The organism is Corynebacterium hylobatis, from assembly GCF_003955685.1.
GTDB lineage: Bacteria > Actinomycetota > Actinomycetes > Mycobacteriales > Mycobacteriaceae > Corynebacterium > Corynebacterium hylobatis.
Genome location: NZ_RXHJ01000011.1, coordinates 55,865 through 78,461, shown reverse-complemented (window position 1 = coordinate 78,461; position 22,597 = coordinate 55,865). Strand labels below are relative to the sequence as shown.

The 22,597-nt window shown below is 67.7% G+C and carries 21 protein-coding genes; 8 read left to right on the top strand and 13 right to left on the bottom strand.

Translation table 11 applies throughout. The annotated features are described in order from the left end of the window. Positions 1-4: 4 nt before the first annotated feature. From EAH68_RS09660 to EAH68_RS09620, 9 genes are all read right to left on the bottom strand, one after another. On the bottom strand, positions 5-1,837 hold the full coding sequence (locus tag EAH68_RS09660; RefSeq protein ID WP_241228399.1) for a BCCT family transporter: 1,833 nt from the start codon (positions 1,835-1,837) through the stop codon (positions 5-7). Between the two features lie 28 nt (positions 1,838-1,865). Further along, positions 1,866-2,381, bottom strand: coding sequence for a hypothetical protein (locus tag EAH68_RS09655; RefSeq protein ID WP_126121123.1), 516 nt, complete (start codon positions 2,379-2,381; stop codon positions 1,866-1,868). 13 nt (positions 2,382-2,394) lie between these two features. Next, entirely contained in the window at positions 2,395-3,309 is a 915-nt protein-coding gene (locus EAH68_RS09650) for an AEC family transporter (RefSeq protein ID WP_126121122.1), read from the bottom strand. 25 nt (positions 3,310-3,334) lie between these two features. After that, entirely contained in the window at positions 3,335-4,348 is a 1,014-nt protein-coding gene (locus EAH68_RS09645; RefSeq protein WP_369408378.1) for a zinc-binding dehydrogenase, read from the bottom strand. Then, positions 4,345-5,022, bottom strand: coding sequence for an HAD hydrolase-like protein (locus EAH68_RS09640; RefSeq protein WP_126121121.1), 678 nt, complete (start codon positions 5,020-5,022; stop codon positions 4,345-4,347). Before EAH68_RS09640 ends, EAH68_RS09645 begins: the two co-directional genes overlap by 4 nt. Positions 5,023-5,052: 30 nt before the next feature. Next, positions 5,053-6,702: a phosphonate ABC transporter, permease protein PhnE gene (gene phnE, locus EAH68_RS09635; protein ID WP_126121171.1), complete on the bottom strand. Its 1,650-nt coding sequence runs from the start codon at positions 6,700-6,702 to the stop codon at positions 5,053-5,055. 7 nt (positions 6,703-6,709) lie between these two features. After that, on the bottom strand, positions 6,710-7,558 hold the full coding sequence (gene phnC / locus EAH68_RS09630; RefSeq protein ID WP_126121120.1) for a phosphonate ABC transporter ATP-binding protein: 849 nt from the start codon (positions 7,556-7,558) through the stop codon (positions 6,710-6,712). Between the two features lie 11 nt (positions 7,559-7,569). Then, entirely contained in the window at positions 7,570-8,508 is a 939-nt protein-coding gene (locus EAH68_RS09625) for a phosphate/phosphite/phosphonate ABC transporter substrate-binding protein (RefSeq protein WP_126121119.1), read from the bottom strand. 140 nt (positions 8,509-8,648) lie between these two features. After that, positions 8,649-9,770 (bottom strand): TIGR03364 family FAD-dependent oxidoreductase, encoded by a 1,122-nt coding sequence (locus tag EAH68_RS09620; protein WP_126121118.1) that lies wholly within the window; start codon positions 9,768-9,770, stop codon positions 8,649-8,651. 186 nt (positions 9,771-9,956) lie between these two features. Here EAH68_RS09620 and EAH68_RS09615 point away from each other — a divergent pair, with 186 nt between their 5' ends. The 6 genes from EAH68_RS09615 (at position 9,957) to EAH68_RS09590 (ending at position 16,693) form a co-directional block, all read left to right on the top strand. Then, entirely contained in the window at positions 9,957-10,700 is a 744-nt protein-coding gene (locus tag EAH68_RS09615) for a GntR family transcriptional regulator (protein ID WP_126121117.1), read from the top strand. Between the two features lie 21 nt (positions 10,701-10,721). Then, positions 10,722-12,215 carry an ABC transporter substrate-binding protein gene (locus EAH68_RS09610; protein WP_126121116.1) on the top strand — a complete coding sequence of 498 codons (1,494 nt, stop codon included), beginning with the start codon at positions 10,722-10,724 and terminating at the stop codon, positions 12,213-12,215. After that, positions 12,212-13,138, top strand: coding sequence for an ABC transporter permease (locus EAH68_RS09605; protein ID WP_126121115.1), 927 nt, complete (start codon positions 12,212-12,214; stop codon positions 13,136-13,138). The genes EAH68_RS09610 and EAH68_RS09605 overlap by 4 nt, the downstream gene beginning before the upstream one ends. Next, positions 13,135-13,950, top strand: coding sequence for an ABC transporter permease (locus tag EAH68_RS09600; protein ID WP_126121114.1), 816 nt, complete (start codon positions 13,135-13,137; stop codon positions 13,948-13,950). The genes EAH68_RS09605 and EAH68_RS09600 overlap by 4 nt, the downstream gene beginning before the upstream one ends. Further along, on the top strand, positions 13,947-15,371 hold the full coding sequence (locus tag EAH68_RS09595) for an ATP-binding cassette domain-containing protein (protein WP_126121113.1): 1,425 nt from the start codon (positions 13,947-13,949) through the stop codon (positions 15,369-15,371). The genes EAH68_RS09600 and EAH68_RS09595 overlap by 4 nt, the downstream gene beginning before the upstream one ends. Positions 15,372-15,439: 68 nt before the next feature. After that, a complete protein-coding gene (locus EAH68_RS09590) occupies positions 15,440-16,693 on the top strand; it encodes an HNH endonuclease signature motif containing protein (RefSeq protein ID WP_126121112.1) in 1,254 nt (417 codons plus the stop codon). Here the strand turns inward: EAH68_RS09590 and thpR are convergent. Beyond that, complete coding sequence (gene thpR / locus EAH68_RS09585) at positions 16,690-17,223, bottom strand: RNA 2',3'-cyclic phosphodiesterase (protein ID WP_126121111.1); 534 nt, start codon at positions 17,221-17,223, stop codon at positions 16,690-16,692. The two genes, EAH68_RS09590 and thpR, sit on opposite strands and share 4 nt — an antisense overlap. Before the next feature lie 143 nt (positions 17,224-17,366). On the opposite strand from thpR, the gene EAH68_RS09580 reads away from it, so the two are divergent. Next, positions 17,367-18,347, top strand: coding sequence for a LacI family DNA-binding transcriptional regulator (locus EAH68_RS09580; RefSeq protein WP_126121110.1), 981 nt, complete (start codon positions 17,367-17,369; stop codon positions 18,345-18,347). 34 nt (positions 18,348-18,381) lie between these two features. Then, a complete protein-coding gene (locus EAH68_RS09575) occupies positions 18,382-19,275 on the top strand; it encodes a ribokinase (RefSeq protein ID WP_126121170.1) in 894 nt (297 codons plus the stop codon). A 75-nt stretch (positions 19,276-19,350) separates the two neighbouring features. Here EAH68_RS09575 and EAH68_RS09570 read toward each other — a convergent pair whose 3' ends face one another. The 3 genes from EAH68_RS09570 to EAH68_RS09565 all read right to left on the bottom strand — a co-directional run bounded on the left by EAH68_RS09570 (position 19,351) and on the right by EAH68_RS09565 (position 22,548). Continuing rightward, entirely contained in the window at positions 19,351-21,165 is a 1,815-nt protein-coding gene (locus EAH68_RS09570) for a flavin-containing monooxygenase (RefSeq protein ID WP_126121109.1), read from the bottom strand. A 165-nt stretch (positions 21,166-21,330) separates the two neighbouring features. After that, positions 21,331-21,480, bottom strand: coding sequence for a hypothetical protein (locus EAH68_RS14750; protein WP_164546461.1), 150 nt, complete (start codon positions 21,478-21,480; stop codon positions 21,331-21,333). Between the two features lie 66 nt (positions 21,481-21,546). Then, positions 21,547-22,548 (bottom strand): bile acid:sodium symporter family protein, encoded by a 1,002-nt coding sequence (locus tag EAH68_RS09565; RefSeq protein ID WP_126121108.1) that lies wholly within the window; start codon positions 22,546-22,548, stop codon positions 21,547-21,549. Between the last annotated feature and the right edge of the window lie 49 nt (positions 22,549-22,597).

The window sequence follows — 22,597 nt, the reverse complement described above, 5'->3', positions numbered from 1 at the left end:
AGACCTACCTCCACTCGTCCTCTGCCCGCGGGCGGGTCTGCTCGACGATGCGGAAACGGTTCTCCATCTCGGCGGCCTCATCCGGGTCGTCGGTGAAATCACCCACCACGCCGAGGTCGCCACCGATGACGACGTTGCCCGGGATGACGATATTGCCGTCATCATCCCGCTCGAGGGCGGGCAGGGGCAGGGGGTTGCCCTCCTCGTCGAAACCGGGGGCAGGACGGGATTCGTAGGCCTCGAGCTTCTCAGGTGTGTCGGCCTTCTCCCACTGGCGGGTACGCAGCTGCGGGGTGGCGGCGGCATCGTCGACCATGCCCTTGACCAGCGAGTACATCATGACGAACTGGATGATGAAGAAGGGCAGGGCCACGATGATCACCACCTCCTGCAGGGTGGCGATGCCGGTCTCCGGGGAGATGAGCAGCAGCGCACCGGCCACGGCACCGATCGAGATGGCCCAGCCGACGCGGTAGTAGGTGGGGGTCTTCTCCTCCTCACCGGTGGCGAACATGTCGATGACCAGGGCAGCGGAGTCGATGGAGGTGATGAAGAAGATGATGATCACCACGATCGCCAACAGGGAGGTTACGGCGGTGAAGGGGTAGGCCTCGAGCAGGCCGAACAGGGCGAAGGGGACATTGCCGTCCTCGACGACGGGGTCGCTGAGGTAGCCGGGGTTGTTGGCCTCCACCTCGATGCCGGCGCGGCCGAAGATGGCGAACCAGATGACCACGAACAGGGTCGGCAGGAGCAGGACGCCACCGATGAATTCACGGACGGTGCGGCCGCGGGAGATGCGCGCGATGAACATGCCGACATAGGGCGACCAGCAGATGGACCAGGCCCAGTAGAAGACGGTCCAGGTGCCCTGCCAGCCGGGGTTGTGGTCGAAGGAGTCGACCCAGAACATCAGCTCCGGCATGGTGTCCATGTAGATGCCGAAGGATTCGACGATGAACTTCAGCAGTGTCAGGGTCGGGCCGGCCAGCAGGACGAAAACCATGAGGACGACAGCCAGGCCGATGTTGATGTTGGACAGGACCTTGATGCCCTTGTCCAGGCCGGAGGCCACGGAGATGCAGGCGACGACGGTGATCAGCAGGATGATCAGCAGTTCAACCCAGCCGGCCAGGGGCACGCCCCAGAGCATGTTCATGCCGGCGTTGATCTGGAGCACGCCCAGGCCGACGGAGACGGCGATGCCGAAGATGGTGCCGATGATCGCGAGGATGTCGATGAGTTTTCCGGGCCACTGGTAGATTTTCCCGCCGAGCAGCGGGGCGAAGACGCTGGACAGCCGCGGTGGGAGTTTGCGCTTGTAGATGAAGTAGCCCAGCGCCAGTCCGGGCAGGGTCATGATGACCCACATGTGGATGCCGAAGTGGTAGAAGGTGTAGCCGAAGGCCTGGTAGATGGCCTCGTCGCTCATCCGCTCGGCGTTGGCCATGGGCACGTTCCAGGCGTGGTTGATGGTCTCGGCGACCCCCCAGAACATCAGCGTCGCGCCCATGCCGCCGGCGAACAGCATGGTGAACCAGACAGGCAGGGGGTATTCCGCGCCGGCCTCGTCGTCGCCCAGTTTGACCCGGCCGAAGCGGGAGACGAAGACGAGGACGAGGAAGATGAACACCATGGACACCCCGCCGATGTAGAACCAGCTGAGGTTGCGCATGAGCCCGTCGGCGACATCGGCGAAGGCCGTCTGGGCGGTGTCACCCAGGGCGATCATCCCGATGACGAAGACGATGACGAAGCCGAGCGCGCCGAGGAAGACGGGCGGGTCGGATTCCAGCCGGAAACGGCTGGGAGATTCAGGGGGTTCATGGATGGACATACCAACCATGTTGCCGTAATTCCGCGCCTCAGGACACCCGCTGGATGGTCCCCTGCTTATCGACACCCACCCGCGGCGCCCTCCGCACGATGAGATCCACGAGCTCCATGGGCTGCGGCCGGCCACCTTCCGGGAATTTCACCGTGTAGGGCGCCACCGCCCGCGGGTCCTGCGGGAAACGTTCAGTGACGTGCTCCGGGAGCAGCACGAGGAAGGTACCCCGCCCGGCCCACGTGTAGAGCTGGAGATGGGCGAGATCTACGAGCGGAAAGCGGATTCCGGTGGCCGCGATATGGACGTGGTCGTCGACAAGCAGCAGCGGCCGGGAACGACGCCAGACCACGACGGCCAGCATGAGCAGGGCGATGAGCATGCCCGCGGCCGGGGCGGTGGCCGCGATGAGGTAGAGCGTCGACCAGGTCGGCTGCTCCACCGTCGCCGAGGAGACGAGCAGACCGATGAGGATCGGTGCCATCACCAGGAGGAAGACCACACCGACGACCAGTGGCCTGCGCGCGGAGGGCCGCAGTCTGATGGTGTCCATGATGGCGGTGATCTTACCCGGCACCCAGCAGGATGCTCACCACGACAAGCACCGGGAAGGACACCAGCGTGGACACCACCCCGGTGTCCCGGGCCAGTGTCTCGTTGGTGCGGAAACGCAGGGCGTAGGTGAGCACGTTCTGCGCCGTCGGCAGGGCGCCGAGCACCACGAGGGTGAACAGGGCGTGCCCTTGAAGACCGAAGACGAAATGGGCCAGCAGGCCGGCGATGAGCGGGTGGATGAGGTTCTTCAGCGCCACCACCAGGACCACATCCCCGGTCAGGGAGACCCTGGAACCGACCAGGGACATACCGAAGACCAGCAGGGCCAGCGGCACGGAGGCCCCGGCGAGTATCGCCACGGGTTGGCTGAGGATCACCGGCACCGGGATCCGCAGGAAACCGATCGCCAGGCCCGCCAGAGCGGCCAGCAGCATCGGGTTGCGGAAGGCCAGCAGCAGGTTGCGCAGCAGATTCGACTGCCTCGAGGAGTGCAGCATGTCCAGCGCCGTGAGGGTCACCGGAGCGTAGAAGGCGACCTGGAAGAGGATGACGGGGATGACGGCGGCGGCGTCGTCAAGAATATAGACCGCCAGTGGCACACCGAGGTTGCCGGCGTTGGCGTAGGAGGAGGCCAGCATGCCGATGAGGCTGTCCGGGGCGGTCGAACCACGCAGGCGCAGCAGGAGGAAACCCAGGAAGCCGGCCAGCAGGGAGGACACCGCGATGACGAGGAAATTCGCGGAGAAGATCTCCCGGGGATCGGTGTCCAGGAGAATGTTGAACAGCAGCGCCGGGGTGGCCACCAGATAGACCAGATTCGCCAGTGCCCGGCGCGCGCCCGCACCGAGGGCGTCGGTGCGGCCGAGGAGATACCCCACCGCGATGACGACCACCACCACGCTGAAACCGGTGAGCACCTCAATCACGGGGGTTCATCCTATACGTGCTCTGCTAGCGCAGATCCAGCACCACCCGCGGGGTGGTGGGGACCTCGGCGAAGGCGGCGGGCAGTTCCTCCAGGGTGAGGGGCCCGCCGAGGACGGCGTCCCAGGGGATGCGCTCCCCCTCCGATTCGAGGAAGGCGACGGCCTCGGTGAGGTGGTGGGGTTCGTAGTTGTGTACGCCGGTGACGGTGCGCCAGCCGCGGACCAGCCACTCCGGGTCGAGCGCGATCTCACCGACGGGCGCGACGGTACCCGCCAGCACCGCGGTACCGCCGATGTTGAGCGAGGCCAGGCACTCGGTGACCGCGGAGGCTGCACCGGAGAACTCCAGGGCCACGTCGACCTGGTGGGCCCCACCGGGGGCGACGAGTTCGTCGGCGAGCCCGGTGACCAGCTCCAGGTTGCGGGGGTTGAGGTCCGAGGCGATGATGTGCGATGCTCCGCCGGCACGCACGGCGGCCAGGGCGATCATGCCGAGCATGCCGGCGCCGGTGACCAGCACGGAACGCCCGCACAGGTCGCCGGCCTGCTCCAGGGTGGCCATGACGGTGGCCACCGCGCAGCCGGCGGTGGAGGCCACCGCGTCGGGGATGGTCGACGGGACGACGGCCACGGCCTGGCCGGCGAGGATGTGGATGTGGGTGGCGTAGGTGCCCGAGAGCGGCCAGGCGCTCTCGGCGGATTCGTGGCCCGCCTTGAGCACGGAGGTGCACTTGGCGCTGAGCCCACGCCGGCAGTAGTCGCACTTCCCGCAGGTGGAGGTCACGGAGAAGACCACCCGCTGGCCAACGGTGATGCCCTCGCGGCGGCTGGCGATCACCTCGCCGACCCCCTCGTGGCCGAGGATGGAGGGACATGCCCCGGAGCGTCTGCCGGAGACGGTGTGGCGGTCGGAGCCGCAGATCGTGGCGGTGGTCAGCTGCACCAGGAGCTCACCCTCCGCCAGTTCCGGCAGCTGGAGGTCCACCTGTCGGAAGTCCTGTCCGCCCTCCCAGATCTGGGCGCGGGCGTGCGTGATCAACGGTTCAGCTCCGCCAGCAGGCCAGGCAGGTCGGCGGCGGAGTCCAGGACATGGTCGGCCCTGAGTTCCGCGAACTGCTCCCGGCTGAGGTGGCCGCTGAGCACGCCGACGGAGGTGACGCCGGCGCGCTGTGCGGAGAGGACATCCGCGGAGGTGTCGCCGAGGCTGATGACGGTGGCCGGGTCGGTGACCTCCAGCTCCCCCATGACCTTCTGGATGAGGAAGGGTTCGGGGCGACCGGCCTCGACCTCGTCGCCGGCGGCGGAGGCGTCGACGGTCTGCCCGATCTCCCAGCCCATGGCGTCGAGGATGAGATCGACGGTCTCCCGGTTGAAGCCGGTGGTCAGGGCGATGCGGATGTTGCGCTCCCGCAGGGCGGCGAACATCTCCTCGACACCCTCGAGCGCCACGGGGGGCTGCTCGGTGTAGGTGCGGCGCAGCTCCGCGCGGAACCAGTCCCAGGTCTGTTCGACCAGCTCCTCGGTGACCTCGAGGCCGCCGATCTCCAGGAGGTTGCGGATGGCCCACTTCTTCTCGGTGCCCATCCACTGGCGGAACTGCTCATCGGTGTATTCCGCGCCCTGGCGTTCGGTGGATTCGCGGAGCACACGGTACACCTCGTCCCGGTCGTTGACGGTGGTGTGGGCCATGTCGAAGATGGCGAGAGAGATCATGGGATTACTCCTTGCAGGGGAAGCGGAAAATTAGCGGACGGTGCGGCGCAGCCACATGGACAGCGCCTCGACGATGAGAACCACGGCGACCATGAGGATGAGGATCATGGTGACGACCTCGAACTGGTTGACCCGCGAGGCGTTGAGCAGCAGGAAACCGACGCCACCGGCACCGACCACACCCAGCAGGGTGGCGGAGCGGATGTTGGTGTCCAGCAGGTACATGGTGTGGGCGACGAAGGCGGGGGCCGCCTGGCGCAGGGTCGCGGAGAAGAAGATCTGGGCCTCGGAGGCACCGGCGGTGCGCAGGGCGTCCTGGACCTCGGTGTCGGTCTCCTCCAGCGAATCGGCGATGAGTTTGGACAGCAGTCCCACCGCGCCGACCGCCAGGGCCAGGGTGCCGGCGATACCACCGAGACCGGAGATGACCACGAAGATGATCGCCAGGATCAGCTCCGGGATACCGCGGATGACCACGATCACCATGCGGAAGAAGCCGTGCACGAATTTATTGGCCACGACGTTGCGGGCCGCGAGGATGCCGATGGGCAGCGCCAGGATGGCACCGAGCAGGGTGGCGGCCAGCGCGATCTGGATGGTGACCAGCAGCTGCTCGATCAGCGTACTGAAGGCGCCGCCGGTGGATGGCGGGAAGAACAGCGCCAGGGTCTGCGGCAGATCCAGCAGACCGGACCACAGGGCGGAGAAGGAGAGGTCGACGCGGGCGAAGGAGAGCACCGTCAGGACGATGACCAGGGCGTAGGCACCGAACCGGCGCAGCCGCTCAGTGGTCCACGGCGGGGTGAGGGTGACGTCACCGGCACCGGTGACCCGGCCCCGGTTGAGTACCCGGTCGACCCAGGTGCCACCGACGACCGCGCCGCCGGACCTGCGCATGATGGCCGCGCGGATGCCGCCGGAGATCAGTTCGATGACGATGCACAGCAGCAGCACGATGAGTGCCAGCGCCATGCCGCGCTGGTAGTCCAGCACGCGCAGCGATTCGGAGATGGCCAGGCCGATGCCGCCCACACCGACATAACCCAGCAGCACGGAGGTGCGCAGGTTGATGTCGAAGCGGTGCAGCGCGGTCGCGATGACCTGCGGCATGAGTACCTGCGGGATCGCGGCGGCGATCTGCTGGCGGCGGGTGGTGCCGGCGGACTCGATGGACTGGCGGGGGCCGTCGTCAAGCTCCTCGATGGCGTCGGCGTAGAGCTTGGCCACCATGCCGACGGAGTGCACGCCCATGGCCAGGATGCCGGCCGTGGGGCCGAGGCCGAACATGCGCAGGAAGATGATCGCCAGGACCAGGTCGGGGATGGCGCGCGCCAGGACGATCAGCGTGCGTGTCGTTCCCTGGGACCAGCGGTTGCGGGCGGTGGCCCGTGCGGCGGCGAGGGAGAGCGGGATGGACAGCACCACGGAGAGCAGCGTGGCCAGGAAGACGATCGCCAGGGTCTCCGCGATCAGCGAGAGGGTCTCTCCCGGCGGCGGGAAGTCCAGCGGGAACATGCGTTGGGCGAAGTTGAGGGCGTTGTCGAAGGAGTCGGCGATCGTGGCCAGGTTGATGCCCAGCGCGTTGATCGACCAGGCGCCGGCCACCACCAGACCGATGAGGACCACGGTGGCGGCGAGGTTGTTGAGGGAGGGGGCCGAGCGCGTCGGCGCGGCCGGCATGCGCAGGTCAGTCACGGGACCCGCCCTCACTGCGGACCGGTACCCCGGCGGCGACGTCGAGACCGGAGACGCTCGAGTAGATGCGGGAGGCCGCCTCGGCGCTCAGGCCCTCGGTCGGCTGGTCGAGGACGATCTGCCCGCTGCGCAGACCGATGATGCGGTCGGCGAAGTCGATGGCCAGCTGCACCTGGTGCAGGGAGGCGATGACGGTGAGGTTGTCCTCCGCGGAGATCTGCTGGAGCAGCTGGATGACCTCGAGGGAGGACACCGGATCGAGGGAGGCGACAGGTTCGTCGGCGAGCAGGATCCTCGGATGCTGCATGAGCGCGCGGGCGATGGCCACGCGCTGCTGCTGGCCACCGGAGAGGGTGTCCGCGCGCTGGTAGGCGCGGTCGGCCAGACCGACGCGGTCGAGCTTCTCCAGAGCTTCCCGACGCACCCGCTTCGGGTACATCATCAGTGACAGGCGCGGGCCCCGCAGGGAGCCGAGCTGGCCGGCGCAGACGTTCTCGAGCACGCTCATCGGGCCGATGAGGTTGAAGTGCTGGAAGATGACCCCGATGTCACGGCGCAGGGTGCGCAGCTGGCGGCCCTTGAGCTCCGGGACGTTCTCGCCGAGCACGCGGATCCGGCCGCTGGTGGGGGTGTGCAGGCCGTTGATGTGACGGAGGAGGGTGGACTTGCCCGAGCCGGACAGGCCCAGCAGGACGGTGATGCCGCCGGTGCGGAAACCGACCGTCACGTCGTCGAGGCCGAGGACTCCGCCACCGAAGTTCTTGGTCACGTGGTCCATCTGGACGGCGTAGAGGGAGTCGACCTCACGCTGGAATGCCGGGGACTGTTTCTTGTCGTTCATGAAGTTGGCTCCTAGCCGATGTTCCTGCAGGCTGCGGCGTCGGTGACCTCGCAGATGTCACGGATCGGGTCGAAGTCGGCGTCGGTCACGGTGACGTAGCCGTAACCGGTCTCCTCCGGCAGTGCGCAGTCGTCCTCGGAGGAGCAGATGCCGGCCTCGACGAGGGCGGGCTTGTTGGCCTGCTCGCGCAGGACCTGGATGATCTGGTCGGCCAGCTCATCGCCGAGGGTGCCGCGGTTGACGGTGATGGGATCCTCGGTGATCGGGTCGGACTCCCAGACGGCACGCAGGGCACCCGGTTCGACCTGGCCGGAGTTCTCCAGGGTGGTGAGCATGGTGTCGTGGGCGAAGGCGGCGTCGCAGCCCTCGGAGTCGAGGGTGAGCAGGGAGGCGTCGTGGCCGCCGGCCATGACGGCCTCGAGGTCGTCGTCGAGGTTGATCTCGGCGTCCATGAGGCCCTTCATGGGCACGAGGTAGCCGGAGGTGGAGGCCTGGTCGACGAAGCAGACCGTCTTCCCGGCCAGGTCCCCGATGTTCTGGATGTCGGAGTCCTCGCGGACGTAGGCCAGGGAGGTGTAGGCGGGGGCCTCGTCGATGTCGTTGGTGGGGGCGGCGACCGGTTCCATGTCCACGCCGGAGTCCTTGGCGATGACGTAGGAGAAGGGGCCGAAGGAGGCGATGTCGACCTGGCCGGCGCGCATGCCCTCGATGACAGCGGCGTAGTCGGAGGCGTTCTGGAAGTTGACCGTCACGCCGGTCTCCTGCTCGATGAGGTCGGTGATGTTGCCGAAGGTCTGCTCGAGGGTGACGGAGGATTCCGCCGGGACAGCGGCGAAGGTGATGGTCTGGCCGGAGGTGCCGGCGGCGGAATCGGAGTCGGAGGAGCCGCAGGCGACGAGGGTGGTGGCTGCGAGTGCGAGCGCACCTGCGCCGGCGAGGAAGCGGGTCATGGGTGACGGACCTTTCAGGGAAAGCGGGAAAATCACGGCCCGGTATCTGCGGGCATGACCCCATCCTGAGGGAGGATTTCAGACTTGTCTAGTCGAGTTGGAAGAGTTCATCTGCCGGTAACCGCCCCGCCTCCGACGGGTCAGAACCCCGCCACCTGGCCGCCATCCAGGGCCAGTTCCGCTACCCCGAAGGACAGCGTCATGCCGATCCCGGAGGTGACCACGGCGACGGTCGTGCGCTCATCCGGATGTTCCAGCACCAGGTTCCTGTCGGCGCTGTCGGCGTAGCTGCCCAGCCAGCGCTGGCGCACCCGCGGCTGCTCAATGCCCAGGACCGCGCAGGCGCGATCGAGCAGCAGCTGGGCGATGTCCTCCTCGATGAAGGGCTCCGGGCTGAGGTCGTAGGCATGGGAATCGCCGATGAGCAGGCCCTGGTCGATGCCGGTGACCATGAGGTTGGCGATACATCCGACCAGTTCAGGTTCCCTTTCGGCCAGTTCTTCGCGCAGCCGTGCCACACCTGGCATGGCGGCGAAGCCGTCGTAGCGGGCGAGGGAGGTGCCGGTGAGCATGCCCAGCGACTGGTCGATGCGGGCCGGCCGGTCGATGAGGCTCATGGCCAGGGTGCACACGCGCACGCCGTGGCGTTCGGCGATCTCCGGGAAGAGGTTCATCAGCTTATAACCCGGGCAGGCGATGACGCGGTCGGCCGTGAACTGGCCGCGCACGGTGTCCACCTGACCGTCCGCCACGCCGGTGACCTGCGTGTTCCAGTTGAATTCCACGCCGTTGCGGGCCAGCCAGCCGGCCAGGGTGGGGGCGGCCTCGCGCGGGTTGACCCGCATGTCCAGGGGCAGGTGCGCCCCGCCGACGGCGGTCAGTTCCGGGTTGCCGATGCCCTGGGCGACATCCGCGGTGTCCAGCAGCCGCACCTGCTCCGGGCCCCGGTGGTCGGCAAATTCGCGCAGGACCTGCATCTCCGCCTCGGTGGTGGCGGGGATCCAGGTGCCGGATTCGGCGGCCCAGAAGCCGGCGGCCTCCGCGGCGCGGAGCCAGCCGGCGCGGGCGGAGGCTGCGACCTCCTGGATGATGTCGGCCTGGCCGGTGAAGCAGGCGTGCCCGAAGTTCTGGATCGAGGAACCGACGGGGCGGTCGGCGGCGTCGATCACCCGGACGCTCAAGCCACGTTCCCGGGCGAGGAAGGCGGTGGCGAGGCCGATGATGCCGGCGCCGACGACGATGAGATCAGTGCGATGTGTCATGCCCCCGATCATGGCACCTGTGCACTCAGAAGCCTTCCCTGACTAGACAAGTTCAACTAGAATTCACCTGGAAGGCCCCGAAAGTTTCCGCGGTTCCGTGAATTGCCCTGCAGAATGTCATCCACCTCACTAACATGATCCAGCACCTGTCCAGATAAGAACCCTCACACAGCCAGAAAGCGAGAAGTGACCGTCGTGCAGCAGTACGAGGAGATCGCCGCCTACCTCCGCAGCTCCATCAGGGAGGGGGAGCTCGTCCCCGGGGATCCGCTCCCCTCCGAGGCGGAGCTGTGCCGGCGTTTCGAATCCGCCCGCGGTACCGTCCGCCAGGCCATCGCACTGCTGCGCTCCGAGGGGCTCATCTCCTCCGGGCAGGGACGCCGCTCCCGGGTCCTGGACCACCGGCCCACCCAGTCCTTCGACGACATCTTCTCCTTCACCCAGTGGTGTCTCACCGCCGGGATCACCCCCGGGCAGCAGACGCAGTGGGTCACCCGCAAGCCCGCCGACCCGCGGCTGGCCGCCCACCTGGAGATCCCCGACGGCGCGCAGGTGGTCTCCGTCTTCCGCCTGCGCCTCATGGACGGTCAAGCCGCGATGATCGAAAGGCTGAACTACCCCTTCGAATTCGGTCGGCACCTCCTGAGCTTCGACACCGACTCCGGTTCGATCTACCAGCACCTCCTCGACTGCGGCGTGGACATCGACACCGCCACCCGCACCATCGATGCAGTCCCCGCCGAGGCCGAGGACGCCGCGCTCCTGCAGGTCCCCGCAGGCGCCCCTCTGCTGCGGGTGCGCCGCCGCGCCTTCACCACCGGCGGCACCCCCATCGAGTACTCCGATGACCGCTACCTGCACACCAAGGCCAGCTTCACCATCAACTCCACCCGCAACTCCCCCACCGCGTTGTCCATGATCAGCAGCTGAAGCCCGCTAATGTCTTAAGGCATGAGTGTGCGCAAAGCGGTCGTGGCCTGCGTGGCCCTGATCGGCCTGCTGGCCGCCGCCTGCTCCGCCGGTTCCACCGCCGGTCGGGTCGGGCGGGTGGCGGGCGAGGACACCATCGTGCTGGGCACCACCGGCGCGCCCGCCTCCCTGGACTTCACCACCACCGGCGGCGCGGCGATCCCCCAGGCGCTGATGTCCAACATCTACGAGGGCCTGGTGCGTATCGACGCCGCCGGCGACATCATCCCCCACCTCGCCACCTCCTGGGAGGTCAGCGAGGACGCCACCGACTACCTCTTCCACCTGCGCGAAGGGGTGAGTTTCTCCGACGGCTCCCCCTTCAACGCGCAGAGCGCGAAGTTCAGCATCGACTACGTCCGGGATTCCTGGAGCAACGGCCTGAAATCCCAGATGGACGTCGTCTCCGGGGTGACCGCCGTCGACGAGCACACCCTGCGCGTCACCCTCTCCCGGCCCTCACAGCAGTGGCTGTGGTCCATGGGCACGCTGACGGGGGCGATGATGAGCCCGACGGGCGTCGATAGGCTGGCGACCCATCCCGTGGGCACCGGCCCCTATGAACTGGAGCGTTTCGCCGTGGGCGAGTCCATCGCCTTCACCGCGCGCGCGGACTACTGGGGGGATGCTGCGCGTGCCGACGCCGCCATCCGCTATTTCGCCGACGCCCCCTCCGCCGTCAACGCCCTGCGCTCCGGGGACATCGACGTGGTCTGGGCGATGCAGTCCCCCGAACTGCTCGACACCCTGCCGGAGGAACACACCGTGCAGGTGGGCACCACCAACGGCGAGGTGCTCGTCTCCATGAACAACCGCCGCGCCCCCTTCGACGACCCGGACGTCCGCCGCGCCGTGGCCCACGCCGTCGACCGCGACGCCCTCAATCTCGTGGTCTGGGAAGGCCTGGCCACCGACACCGGCGGCGCCCCCGTCCCGCCGACCGACCCGTGGTTCACCGGCCACGACCACGCCCCCCATGACCCGGATCTGGCCCGCGAGCTTCTCGACGGCCGCGAACCCGCCATCACCATCTCCGTGCCCTCACTCCCCTACGCCCAGGCCGTCTCCGAGCTGCTCTACTCCCAGCTGCGTGACGTCGGCTTCGACGTCACCCTCCACACCGTCGAATTCCCCGCCGTCTGGCTGACCGAGGTGATGTCGGCACACAACTACGACATGTCGATCATCGCGCATGTCGAGGCCCGTGACATCCCCGCACTGTTCGGCAGCCCCGACTACTACCTCGGCTACGACAACGCCGGCGTCCGCGCCGAGCTGCTCGCCGCCGACACCGCCGCCACCGCGCAGGAGCAGACGGAACACATGCGGGTGGCCGTCGACACGATCATGTCCGAGGCAGGGGCACTCACCGTGTTCAACCTGCCCAACATCGTCATCACCGCACCCGGTGTCACCGGCGTGAACCCCACCGTGGTCACCGACGCGCTGGCCCTGTCCGGGATGGAGAAGCAGTGATCGTCCGCGCTCTGCTCCGCTTCCTCGCCACCCTGCTGCTGGCCTCCGTGCTCATCTTCGTGCTGCTGCGCGCCATCCCCGGCGACCCGGCGCGCGTGGCCCTAGGCATCACCGCCACCGATGAGGCCGTCGCGCAGCTGGCCACCCAGCTGGGTACCGACCGTCCCCTGCTCGTCCAGTACCTCGAATGGCTCGGCGGGCTGCTCACCGGCGATTTCGGCATCTCGCTGGCCTCGCGGCAGGACATCACCCCGCTGGTGCTCGACCGGGCGCAGGTCTCCCTCATCCTGTGCGGGGTGGCGATGGTGCTGTCCCTGCTCATCGCGGTGCCCACGGGTATGTGGGCCGCGCGTCGCGAGGACGTGGTCATCTCCGCCTTCTCCCAGGTCGGCATCGCCATCCCCTCCTTCCTCGCCGGCATCCTGCTGGTCACCGTCTTCGCCGTCCACCTCGGCTGGCTGCCCGCCAGTGGCTGGATCCCCCCGGGTGAGGACTTCGCCGGTTTCCTCGCCCGCCTCATCCTGCCCGTCATCGCCCTGACGCTGGTGCAGGCGGCGATCCTCACCCGCTACGTCCGCTCCGCAGTGCTGGAGGTGATGGACCGGGAGTTCATGCGGACGGCGCGGTCGACGGGGGCGTCGGCAAGCGAGGCGCTGTGGCGCCACGGCCTGCGCAACGCCGCGCTGCCGGTGCTCACCGTGACGGGGCTGCAGCTGACCAGCCTGGTGGTGGGCGCGGTGGTCATCGAGCGGGTCTTCCTGCTGCCCGGGCTCGGGTCGCTGCTGCTGGATTCGGTGGCGGGGCGTGATCTGACCAGCGTGCAGACCATCGTCATGCTGCTCGTCGTGTTCACCCTCACCGTCAACCTGCTCGTCGACCTGGCCTACCGGCTCATCGACCCGCGGATCCGGAGGAGCGCATGAGCAGGTTGCCCCTCGCCGGTTGGATCGGTGCGCTCATCGTCGGGATCACCGTGCTCACCGCCCTGGTCTCCCTGGTGTGGACCCCCTATGACCCCGTCCACGCCATGCCCTACGACCGGTTGCTGGGATCCTCGACCGAACACCTGCTGGGCACCGACCGCTACGGGCGTGACGTGTTCTCCCGCATCATGGCCGGCGCCCGCATCACGCTGTTTGTCGGGTTGGTCGCCGTGGGGATCTCAGCGCTGTTCGGCGTGCCCTTCGGCATCCTCGCCGGCATGCGCCGCGGCCTCGCAGAAACGCTGATCATGCGCGGGGCGGATCTCCTGCTCGCCTTCCCCGCCCTGCTGCTGGCGATCGTCGCCGGGGCCACCTTCGGTCCCTCCACCCTGACGGCCATGACCGCCATCGGCATCGCCGGCATCCCCGGTTTCGCCCGCGTGGCGCGTGCCGGGACCCTGCAGGTGATGACCCAGGACTACATCTCCTCCGCCCGCGTCTCCCACGTCCCGGGTCTGGTCATCGCCGGCCGGCACGTCCTGCCCAACATCGCCGGCGTGATCATCGTGCAGGTCTCCGTCGCCTTCGCCCTGGCCATCCTCGCCGAGGCGGCGCTGAGTTTCCTCGGCCTGGGCACCTCCCCACCCGACCCGTCCTGGGGCAGGATGCTGCAGTCCGCGCAGGCCTCCCTCGGTTCCGCGCCCCAGCTCGCCCTGTGGCCGGGGCTGGCCATCGCGCTGACCGTCCTCGGCTTCAACCTGCTCGGCGACGGCCTGCGTGACGTCCTCGACCCGCAACGGAGCCGGCGATGAACCCCGTCCTGGAGGTCCGTGACCTGCGCGTCGGTGACGGTCTCGTCGGCGGCGTCAGCTTCACCGTCGGCCGCGGGGAGCGGGTGGGCATCATCGGCGAATCCGGTTCCGGCAAGTCCCTCACCGCGCTGTCTGTCATGGGGCTGCTCCCCCGCGGCCTGCATGCCAACGGTTCCGTGAAACTGCTGGACCAGGAGACCGTGGGCCTGCCCGACCGGCGCATGCGGCCCCTGCGCGGGAAGGTCGCGGCCATGGTTTTCCAGGAGCCGATGACGGCGCTGGACCCGCTGATGAGCGTCGGCAAGCAGGTGGCTGAGGCCGCGGGGCGCCGCGACGTGGCGGACCTGTTCACCCGCGTCGCGCTCGACCCCGCGCGCATGGGCGCCTACCCGCACGAACTCTCCGGGGGCCAACGCCAGCGCGTGCTCATCGCCATGGCCCTGGCAGGCGAACCGGACCTGCTCATCTGCGACGAACCCACCACCGCCCTCGACGTGACGGTGCAGGGCCAGATCCTCGAGCTTCTCGACGACCTCGTCGACCGCCTCGGCATCTCCCTGCTGTTCATCACCCACGACCTCGGCGTGATCAACCGTATGTGCCGCCGCGTCCTCGTCATGTCTGAGGGTCGCATCGTCGAGGACGGGGAAACCCGGCAGGTGCTGCGCTCCCCCGCCCACCCCTATACCCGGCGCCTCGTCGCCGCCTCCCGGCCCGGCCCGCCCGCCGAAGTGCGTGACGTCGGTGAACCGGTGCTCTCCCTGGACAAGGTCACCCGCCGCTACGGTGACACGCTCGCGCTGGACGGCGTCTCCCTCACCGTCCATCGCGGCGAACGCCTCGGCGTGGTCGGCGGCTCCGGTTCCGGGAAGACCACACTGCTGCGCCAGTTCGCCGGTCTGGACACCCCCGACTCAGGCACGGTGACCGTGGGTGCCGGTGTGCAGGTGGTCTTCCAGGACCCGCAGAGTTCCCTCAACCCACGCCTGCGCATCGGCAGGTCCGTCGCCGAGGGCGGCGGCGACCAGGAACGGGTGGCCGAGGTCCTGGCCGAGGTGGGCCTGCCGGAGGATGCCGCGGAGCGTTTCCCCCACCAGTTCTCCGGCGGCCAACGCCAACGCATCTCCATCGCCCGGGCGGTGGCCGGCAGACCGGAGGTCCTGCTTGCCGACGAGCCCGTCTCCGCCCTCGACGTCTCCGTCCGCGCCCAGGTACTCGACCTGCTCGATCACCTCGTCGAGGAATACGGCCTGACCCTGGTGTTCATCACCCACGACCTGTCAGTGCTCCGCCAGGTCTGCTCGACCGTGGCCGTGATGTACCAGGGGCGCATCGTCGAACACGGCCCCACCGAACAGGTCTGGGCCGATCCGCAGCACGAGTACACCCGCTCCCTGCTCGCGGCCATCCCGCGCATGTAGGGGCCCTTGCGGGGATGGATCAGGTGTTCTAGGGTGGATTTCGAACACACGAACGAAGGGGGTCGGTTGTGAAGACGCTGGAGTCTCAGCTGGAGCGCGAGCTCGAGGAGCTGCTGCGCCCGAAGAACTACTACTCCTGCTGCTCGCCGCATGACCCCACCGCCGTCCGCGCCACCCGCATCCGCCGGGAGGACCACCAGATCTGGCAGTCGGAGGCACCGGAGGAGCTCGAGGACGTTGACCTCGTCCTCGCCCGTCTGCGTGCCAGTACCGGCCACGGTGAGCGGTTCATCCAGTCCGCCCTCTACGCCCACATGCGTCTGCACGAGCTGCCCCGCCTCAAAGCACTCCAGGAGCGGATGTTCCACCTCGATCTGAGCCGGCTGAAGGCCATCGACGCCGTGCTGTGCAAACTGGACGCGGACAACCTGGAGCAGATGGCGGTCGTCGACAAGGAGATCACCGACTTTCTCACCCCCACCCGGCCCAATCAGGCGCTGCCCACGGCGCACGCCATCCGGGAGAAGCTCAACGGCATCATCACCACCCTCGATGACTCCGTCTCCGCCGACGACACTCCCGAGGAGAAGCCGAGCCACTTCGCCGTCCATATCGACGGCGACCGCGGGTTCATCGAGGTGATGACCGACGCGGTGACCGCCCATGAGGTCAACGAGCGGGTGCGCAGGCACGCCACCACCAACGACATCAGCCTGGCGGAGGCCTTCAACCAGCTCGTCCGCGGCGAAGCCACCACGAACATCACCCTCAACATCTACCGCGCCAAGGACGTCCCCGGCGCGCCGTCCTGGATCTCCGGCATCGGGTGGACCAACGCCCAGAAGCTCACCCGGGCCGCCACCGTGGTCCGCGACATGGACGAGCTCTACGGGAAGGTCTCCGGGGCCTATGCCACGCCCGCAGACATCCGGGCGGTGGTCATCGGCTGGGACGGGGTGTGCAGCTACCCGGGCTGTTCCCGCCCCGGGATCCACACTCAGATGGACCACCGGGTGGACTGGGCCGAAGGCGGCCCGACCACCGCAGCGAACCTGGTTCCCCTGTGCCAGAGGCACCACAACATCAAGACCGACGGCCGGGTGCACTACATCATCGATCCCCACACGCGGGAGAAGTACTGGCTGTTCGAGGACGGCCGGTGGATCGTCGAGGAACCCGCCGGTCCCCTGGCCCCGAAGCAACGGAACTGGGTCCAGACCGTCGGGCAGCGCACGGAGAACAGACGGGAACGCATCCGGGAGGAGTCCCGGGCCAGGCGGGAACAGGAGAAGGCGAACGCCCCACCTTCGCCTGACGATTAGCCCAACCGGATCCGTTCGAGGATGTCATAGCGGGGACCGCCCGAGCGGCCCTCGCCGGGCACTGATTCCATGAGCACCAGCTCATCGCAGAGGAACTCCGGACCCTCGTAGACCAGCAGCGCGTGCACCAGATCGGCGACGAGCCAGCGTTCCTGTGTGCGCGCGATGGTCAGGTGCGGTTTCTGCGGCGGCGGTGGGTTGTCCAGGTCGATGATGGTGTCGGTCATGAGTGATTTGAGCTCCTTGACCTGGCCACCGACGCCCATCCACAAGGTGCGGTGCCCGAAGGAACCGGCGCCGCGCAGGCTGAGATTCAGCGGGGCGGAGGCCCCGGCGGCCTGGGCGAGGTGCGCGGCGAGGTCGGTGTGGTCGTTGGGCTGGCTGCCGTAGAAGCACAGGGTGATGTGCCAGTTGTCGGGGTCCGTCCACCGCAGTCCCTGGGGGTGCTCCTCGCGGATGGGCCGGAGGGCGTGCACGAGGTGTTCGCGGGCGTCGTCGGAGATGAGCAGAGCGGAGAAGAGACGCTTCATCCAACCATCCTATCGGCCGTGGTGGAGGGGCGCAGAAATGCAATGGTTCCGTGATAGGCCACTATTGACTAGATAAATTCAGGAGAATACCATAGTCGTATAGACCATTTGCAAACGATTGCACCTCAGGGAAAGGCGAGGTCATGAACCCTTCACCCTCGACCCTCAAGGACGTCGCCGCAGCAGCAGGCGTCTCCATCTCCACGGCATCACGTGCACTGGCGGGAAACCCCGTGATCGCCGAACGCACCAGGGAGCGGGTCCGCAGGTGCGCAGAGGAACTCAGCTACCGCCCGAACCCGCAGGCCCGGGCACTGCGCAGCGCACGTACCAACATCATCGGTGTGGCCCTGCCCAGCCTGATCAACCCCTTCTTCGCGCGGATGGCCCACGCCATCCAGCAGGAGGCCGCCGACAATCACCTGTGCACCATCATCTCCTCCACTGCCGAGGACACGAAACAACTCCACTACTCGCTGGACGTGCTGGCCAACCAGCGGGTGGACGGCATCCTCGCGGTACCGCACCAGGGTTCGGAGGACAGTTTCGAGAAGCTGGCCAAGGCGCGGATCCCGGTGGTCCTCGTCGACCGGGAGCTGCCCGGCGCCGGCTTACCGACGGTCGCTTCCGACCCCCTCCCGGGCATGGACGCCGCCGTGGCGCACCTCGTCACCAACGGCCACCGCCACATCGGCTACCTGCCGGGACCGGCGAACGCCTCGACCGCGAGGGGCAGACTCGCGGCCTTCGAGGAGGCGTGCGGGAGGCACGGCGTCGATAAGCGGGAGATCCACCGCGGTGACGCCATGGAACTGCTGGAGCGTGGCGTCGAGGCGATCATCGCCGGGGACACCACACTCTCGCTCAACGCGCTCGAGACCCTCCACACGCATAAGGTGGCTATCGGACAGGATCTGGCCTTCATCGGCTTCGACGACAACCTCACCATGCGCCTGCAGGCCTACCCGGTGAGCGTCATCGACCAGGGCGTAGACAACCTCGGACGCACCGCCCTCAATCTGCTCATCGCGCTGATCGCGGATGCTGACGCGCCGGAGTCGATCACCACCCCCACTTCCCTGATCATCCGCCCCTCCAGTGATTTCCGCCGCCCGCACACCTAGAAGGATCCCATTGACCAGCGACCACCCCCGACCAGTGGACATCGTCATCGTCGGCTCCATCAACGCCGACCTGACCGTCAGGGTGGCCCGCCACCCCGGACGCGGGGAGACCCTCCTCGGTTCCGGAGGGGGCATCACCGCCGGCGGCAAAGGGGCCAACCAGGCCGTGGCCGCCGCGCTGCAGGGTGGTTCGGTGGCGATGATCGGCGCCGTCGGCAACGACGCCCATGCCGGGCCCGCCACCGCCTACCTCCACTCCGCGAAGGTGGACATGTCGGGCGTGGCCGTCGTCGATGAAACCACCGGTCTGGCCGTGATCACCGTCGCCGACGACGGCGAGAACACCATCATCGTCGTGCCCGGCGCCAATGCCGCCGTCACCGCCGAATTCGTCGAGGAACGCGCACCACTGATCGAATCCGCGGAGCTCCTCCTGCTGCAGGGGGAGATCCCCGCCGACGGTTTCACCGCCGCCGTCCGCCTCGCGACGGGCCGTGTCGTGGTCACCCTGGCACCCGTCATCGAGGTGGACAGGCGGGCACTGATCAGCGCGGATCCGCTCATCGCCAACGAGCACGAGGCCGGACTCATCCTCGACCAGCTCGGCGCAGGCATCAGTGCCGATGACCCCGAGGCCCTGGTCACCGCCCTGCTCCACGTCGGATTCCGCTCCGTGATCCTCACCCTCGGCGGGCGCGGCGCACTCGTCGGTGAGACTGACGGCATCACCCACATCCCCACCCCACAGGTCACCCCGGTGGACACCGTCGGCGCGGGTGACGCCTTCACCGGCGCCGTCGCCGCCCGCCTCACCGCCGGTGAGAACCTTATCGACGCCGCCCACCACGCCGCCCGGGTCGGGGCCTACGCCACCACCGGCCACGGCGCGCAGTCCCCCTACCCGGGGCCGGGGGCGGTGCTGCCGTGAATAGCCGGCCCGCACCAGGAAGGTTGTCCGGAGACCATCCCCAACCGGGACCCCTCAGGCGAGGAGCAGGTCCGGTCAGACAGGCTGGCGTTCCCCGCTTTTCTCGTAAACCGGGGTGTCCATCCCCTCATAGCGGGCCTTGAGCTGCAGGGACAGGTACCGCGAGTAGTGGCGGGACTGGTGGAGGTTGCCGCCGTGGAACCACAGGGCCTCCACCGGGGTCGGTTTCCACATGTTGCGCAGCTCCCCCTCCCAGGGGCCCGGGTCCTTGGTGGTGTCGGAGCCCAGCCCCCAGCACGGTCCCACCTGGTCAGCGACCTCCTGGCTGATCAACTGGGCGGCCCAGTTGTTCATGTTCCCGTAGCCGGTGGCCAGGACGATGACATCGGCGGGCAGTTCGGTGCCATCACTCAGCACCACCGACCGCTCCCGGACCTCATCGATGCACACGTCAGAACGAACGGGGATCTTTCCGTCGGCGACCAACTCGGAGGCGCCGACGTCGATGTAGTAGCCGGAGCCGCGGCGCAGGTACTTCAGGAACAGGCCGGAGCCGTCATCGCCGAAGTCGAGCAGGAAACCAGCCTTCTCCAACCGGTCGTAGAAGTCCTTGTCCACCTCCCGGACCTTGTCGAAAACCTCCTTCTGCACCTCGGGCAGGACCTTGTACGGCCACGAGGCGAAGAGGAGGTCGGCGGTGTCGGTGTCAATCCCGGCTTCGAGCGCCTCCTCGGAATACAGGGGTCCGAAGACCTCCCGCATCAAGGTTTCGGAGCGGACGATGTGGGTGGAGGACCGTTGGATCATCACGGGGCGGGCACCGTTGTCGTAGAGGTCCGCGCAGATGTCATGCGCCGAGTTGTTCGCGCCCAGCACGACGACGTCCCGGTCACGGTCGACCTCACCGCCGGGATGCTCGGAGGAGTGCCGGATCTCGCCGCTGAAGTTCTCCTCACCCGGCAGGGTGGGGCGGTTCGGCACCCCCGACATGCCGGTGGCCAGCACCAGCTGGTCAGGGTGCAGCGTCAGCTCGGCCCCGTCCCGGTTGACGACGACATCCCAGCGGTTCTGTGTTTCGTCGTAGTTCGCCCGCAGGCACTCGGTCCGCGTCCAGTAGTCCAGGTCCATGATCCCGACGTAGTGCTCGAGCCAGTCACCCATCTTGTCCTTCGGGGTGAACACCGGCCAGTCATCCGGGAAGGGCAGGTAGGGCAGGTGGTCGTACCAGACCGGGTCGTGCAGGCACAGCGAATGATAGCGACCGCGCCACTGGTCACCGGGCCGGGCGGCCTTATCCACGACGAGGGTGGGTACGCCCAGCCGTTTCAGGCGTGCGGCCAATGCGATGCCGCCCTGTCCACCGCCCACGATGAGGACATAGGGCTGTTCCGTCACGCCCAACGCAGTCTGGCGGGCAAGCTTCTTGTCCGCCCAGTTCCGCTTGTCGGTGTGTTGGCCATGCTCTGCCCCCAGGGGGCGGCGTCGACCGCTGGGCTCCGGGTGCTCCTTGAGTTCCCGGGCCGAGGTGAGCATGGTCCAGGCGCGACCGTTACGCAGACGCACGATGCCGGTGCAGTGGAAGTCCCGGGAGTCACAGGAGAACTGGATTCGAGTGACCCCGTCCCCCTCATCGACGGGATCACCGTCGAGGACGATATTGCTCAGACCGCTGGCCGGCCACGTCTCACGGATCATCTCTGCCATCTCGTCCGCTCCCTCAGCGGTGGTGATGTTCCAGGTGAAGGCGAGCAGGTCCCGCCAGTAGCCTTCAGGTTCAAACAATTCACTGACCGCCGTAGCGGCGGTGGCTGCGTCAGAAGCTGCACCTGCTTGTTCAAGCGCTTTGAGCCATTCGGTTGCGGCGTTTTTCAGGTCGACGACGTTGGTCATGTCAACCCCTCCTCCGTGTGTCAGTCCGGTGCCACAGGCATGGCACAGGTCACGGTATCAGAACATTTTGACGCACATCACCCCCGACAGCACCCAAGTGTCCACCGGACAGAAAAGGACCCCTCACTGTGACAGTGAGGGGCCCAAGGGAGGCTTCGAAGGGAGTTATCCCCCGTAGACCTGGGTGAGGATTCCCGGGTGGAGGATCCGTTCCTCGGAGACCTCGAAGATCCCCAGTTCGTGGGACAGTCGGTCAAATTCGGTGACCTCTGCCGTTGACAGGGCCACATGCTCACGGTTGTCCGGCAGCTTCATGTTTCTCACCGTACCTCACGGTCGACTCGATACCAGTGGCCCAACCTTAGCCCAGGTGAGCGGAAACTAGGAGACGGACACCTTCTCGGTCTCCGGCGCAGCGGAGGCCACGGCGGCCTTCTCATCGGGCAGCGGGAAGCGGCGGACGATGGAGGCGTAGACCGCGCCGGTGATGTTGTGCAGCACGGCGGCGACAGCACCGGGGAGGGCGGCCTCGGGGCTGAAGAACTTGGCGGACATGCCGGAGGCCAGGCCGGCGGACTGGGTGCCGATCTCCACGGCCATGGTCCGGTTGGCGGATTCGGGCAGGCGGAAGATCCGGCCGGCGACGTAGCCGAGGATGTAGCCGAAGACGTTGTGCAGGAGCACGGCGACGAAGACGATGAGGCCGACGGCGGCGAGCCTCTCGGAGTTGGTGGCCACGGCGGGAAAGACGACGCCGCCGATGCCGAGGATGGAGATCCACGGCAGGACCGGGGTGATGAGGTTGATCCACTTGTCGGCGAAGTAGCGGATGGCCAGGCCACCGATGACGGGCAGCAGTACGGTCTGGACGAGGGAGATGGCCATGCCGAGGCCGTCGACGTCGGTACGCGTGTCGGCGAGGAAGAGCATGAGCATCGGGGTGACGATGGGTGAGAGCAGCGTCGACATGGACGTCATCGCCACGGACAGGGCGACGTCGCCCTTGGCCAGGTAGGTGATGACGTTGGAGGAGGTGCCGCCGGGGACGGAGCCGAGCATGAGCAGGCCGACGGCCAGGGCCTCGTTGAGGCCGAGCATGCGGGCGACGAGGACGGCGCCGAGCGGCATGATCACGAACTGGGCGATGACGCCGAGCAGGATGGGCCAGGGGCGGCGCGCGATCTCCTTGAAGTCCGGCAGGGTCAGGGTCAGGCCCATGCCGAACATGATGATCATGAGGAAGTACGTGATGTACTGCGAGAGCGGTTCGAAGGGGGCCGGGAAGAAGAAGGCGAGGGCGGTGCCGGCGAGGATGAAGAGCGGGAACGCGGTGACCGCGATGGCGGCCGAGCGGTCCTCCTTCGACCGGGAGGGGGTGGTCATGGACGACTCCTTGATGAGACTGCTTAATTCATGGGGAGGGGCGTACATG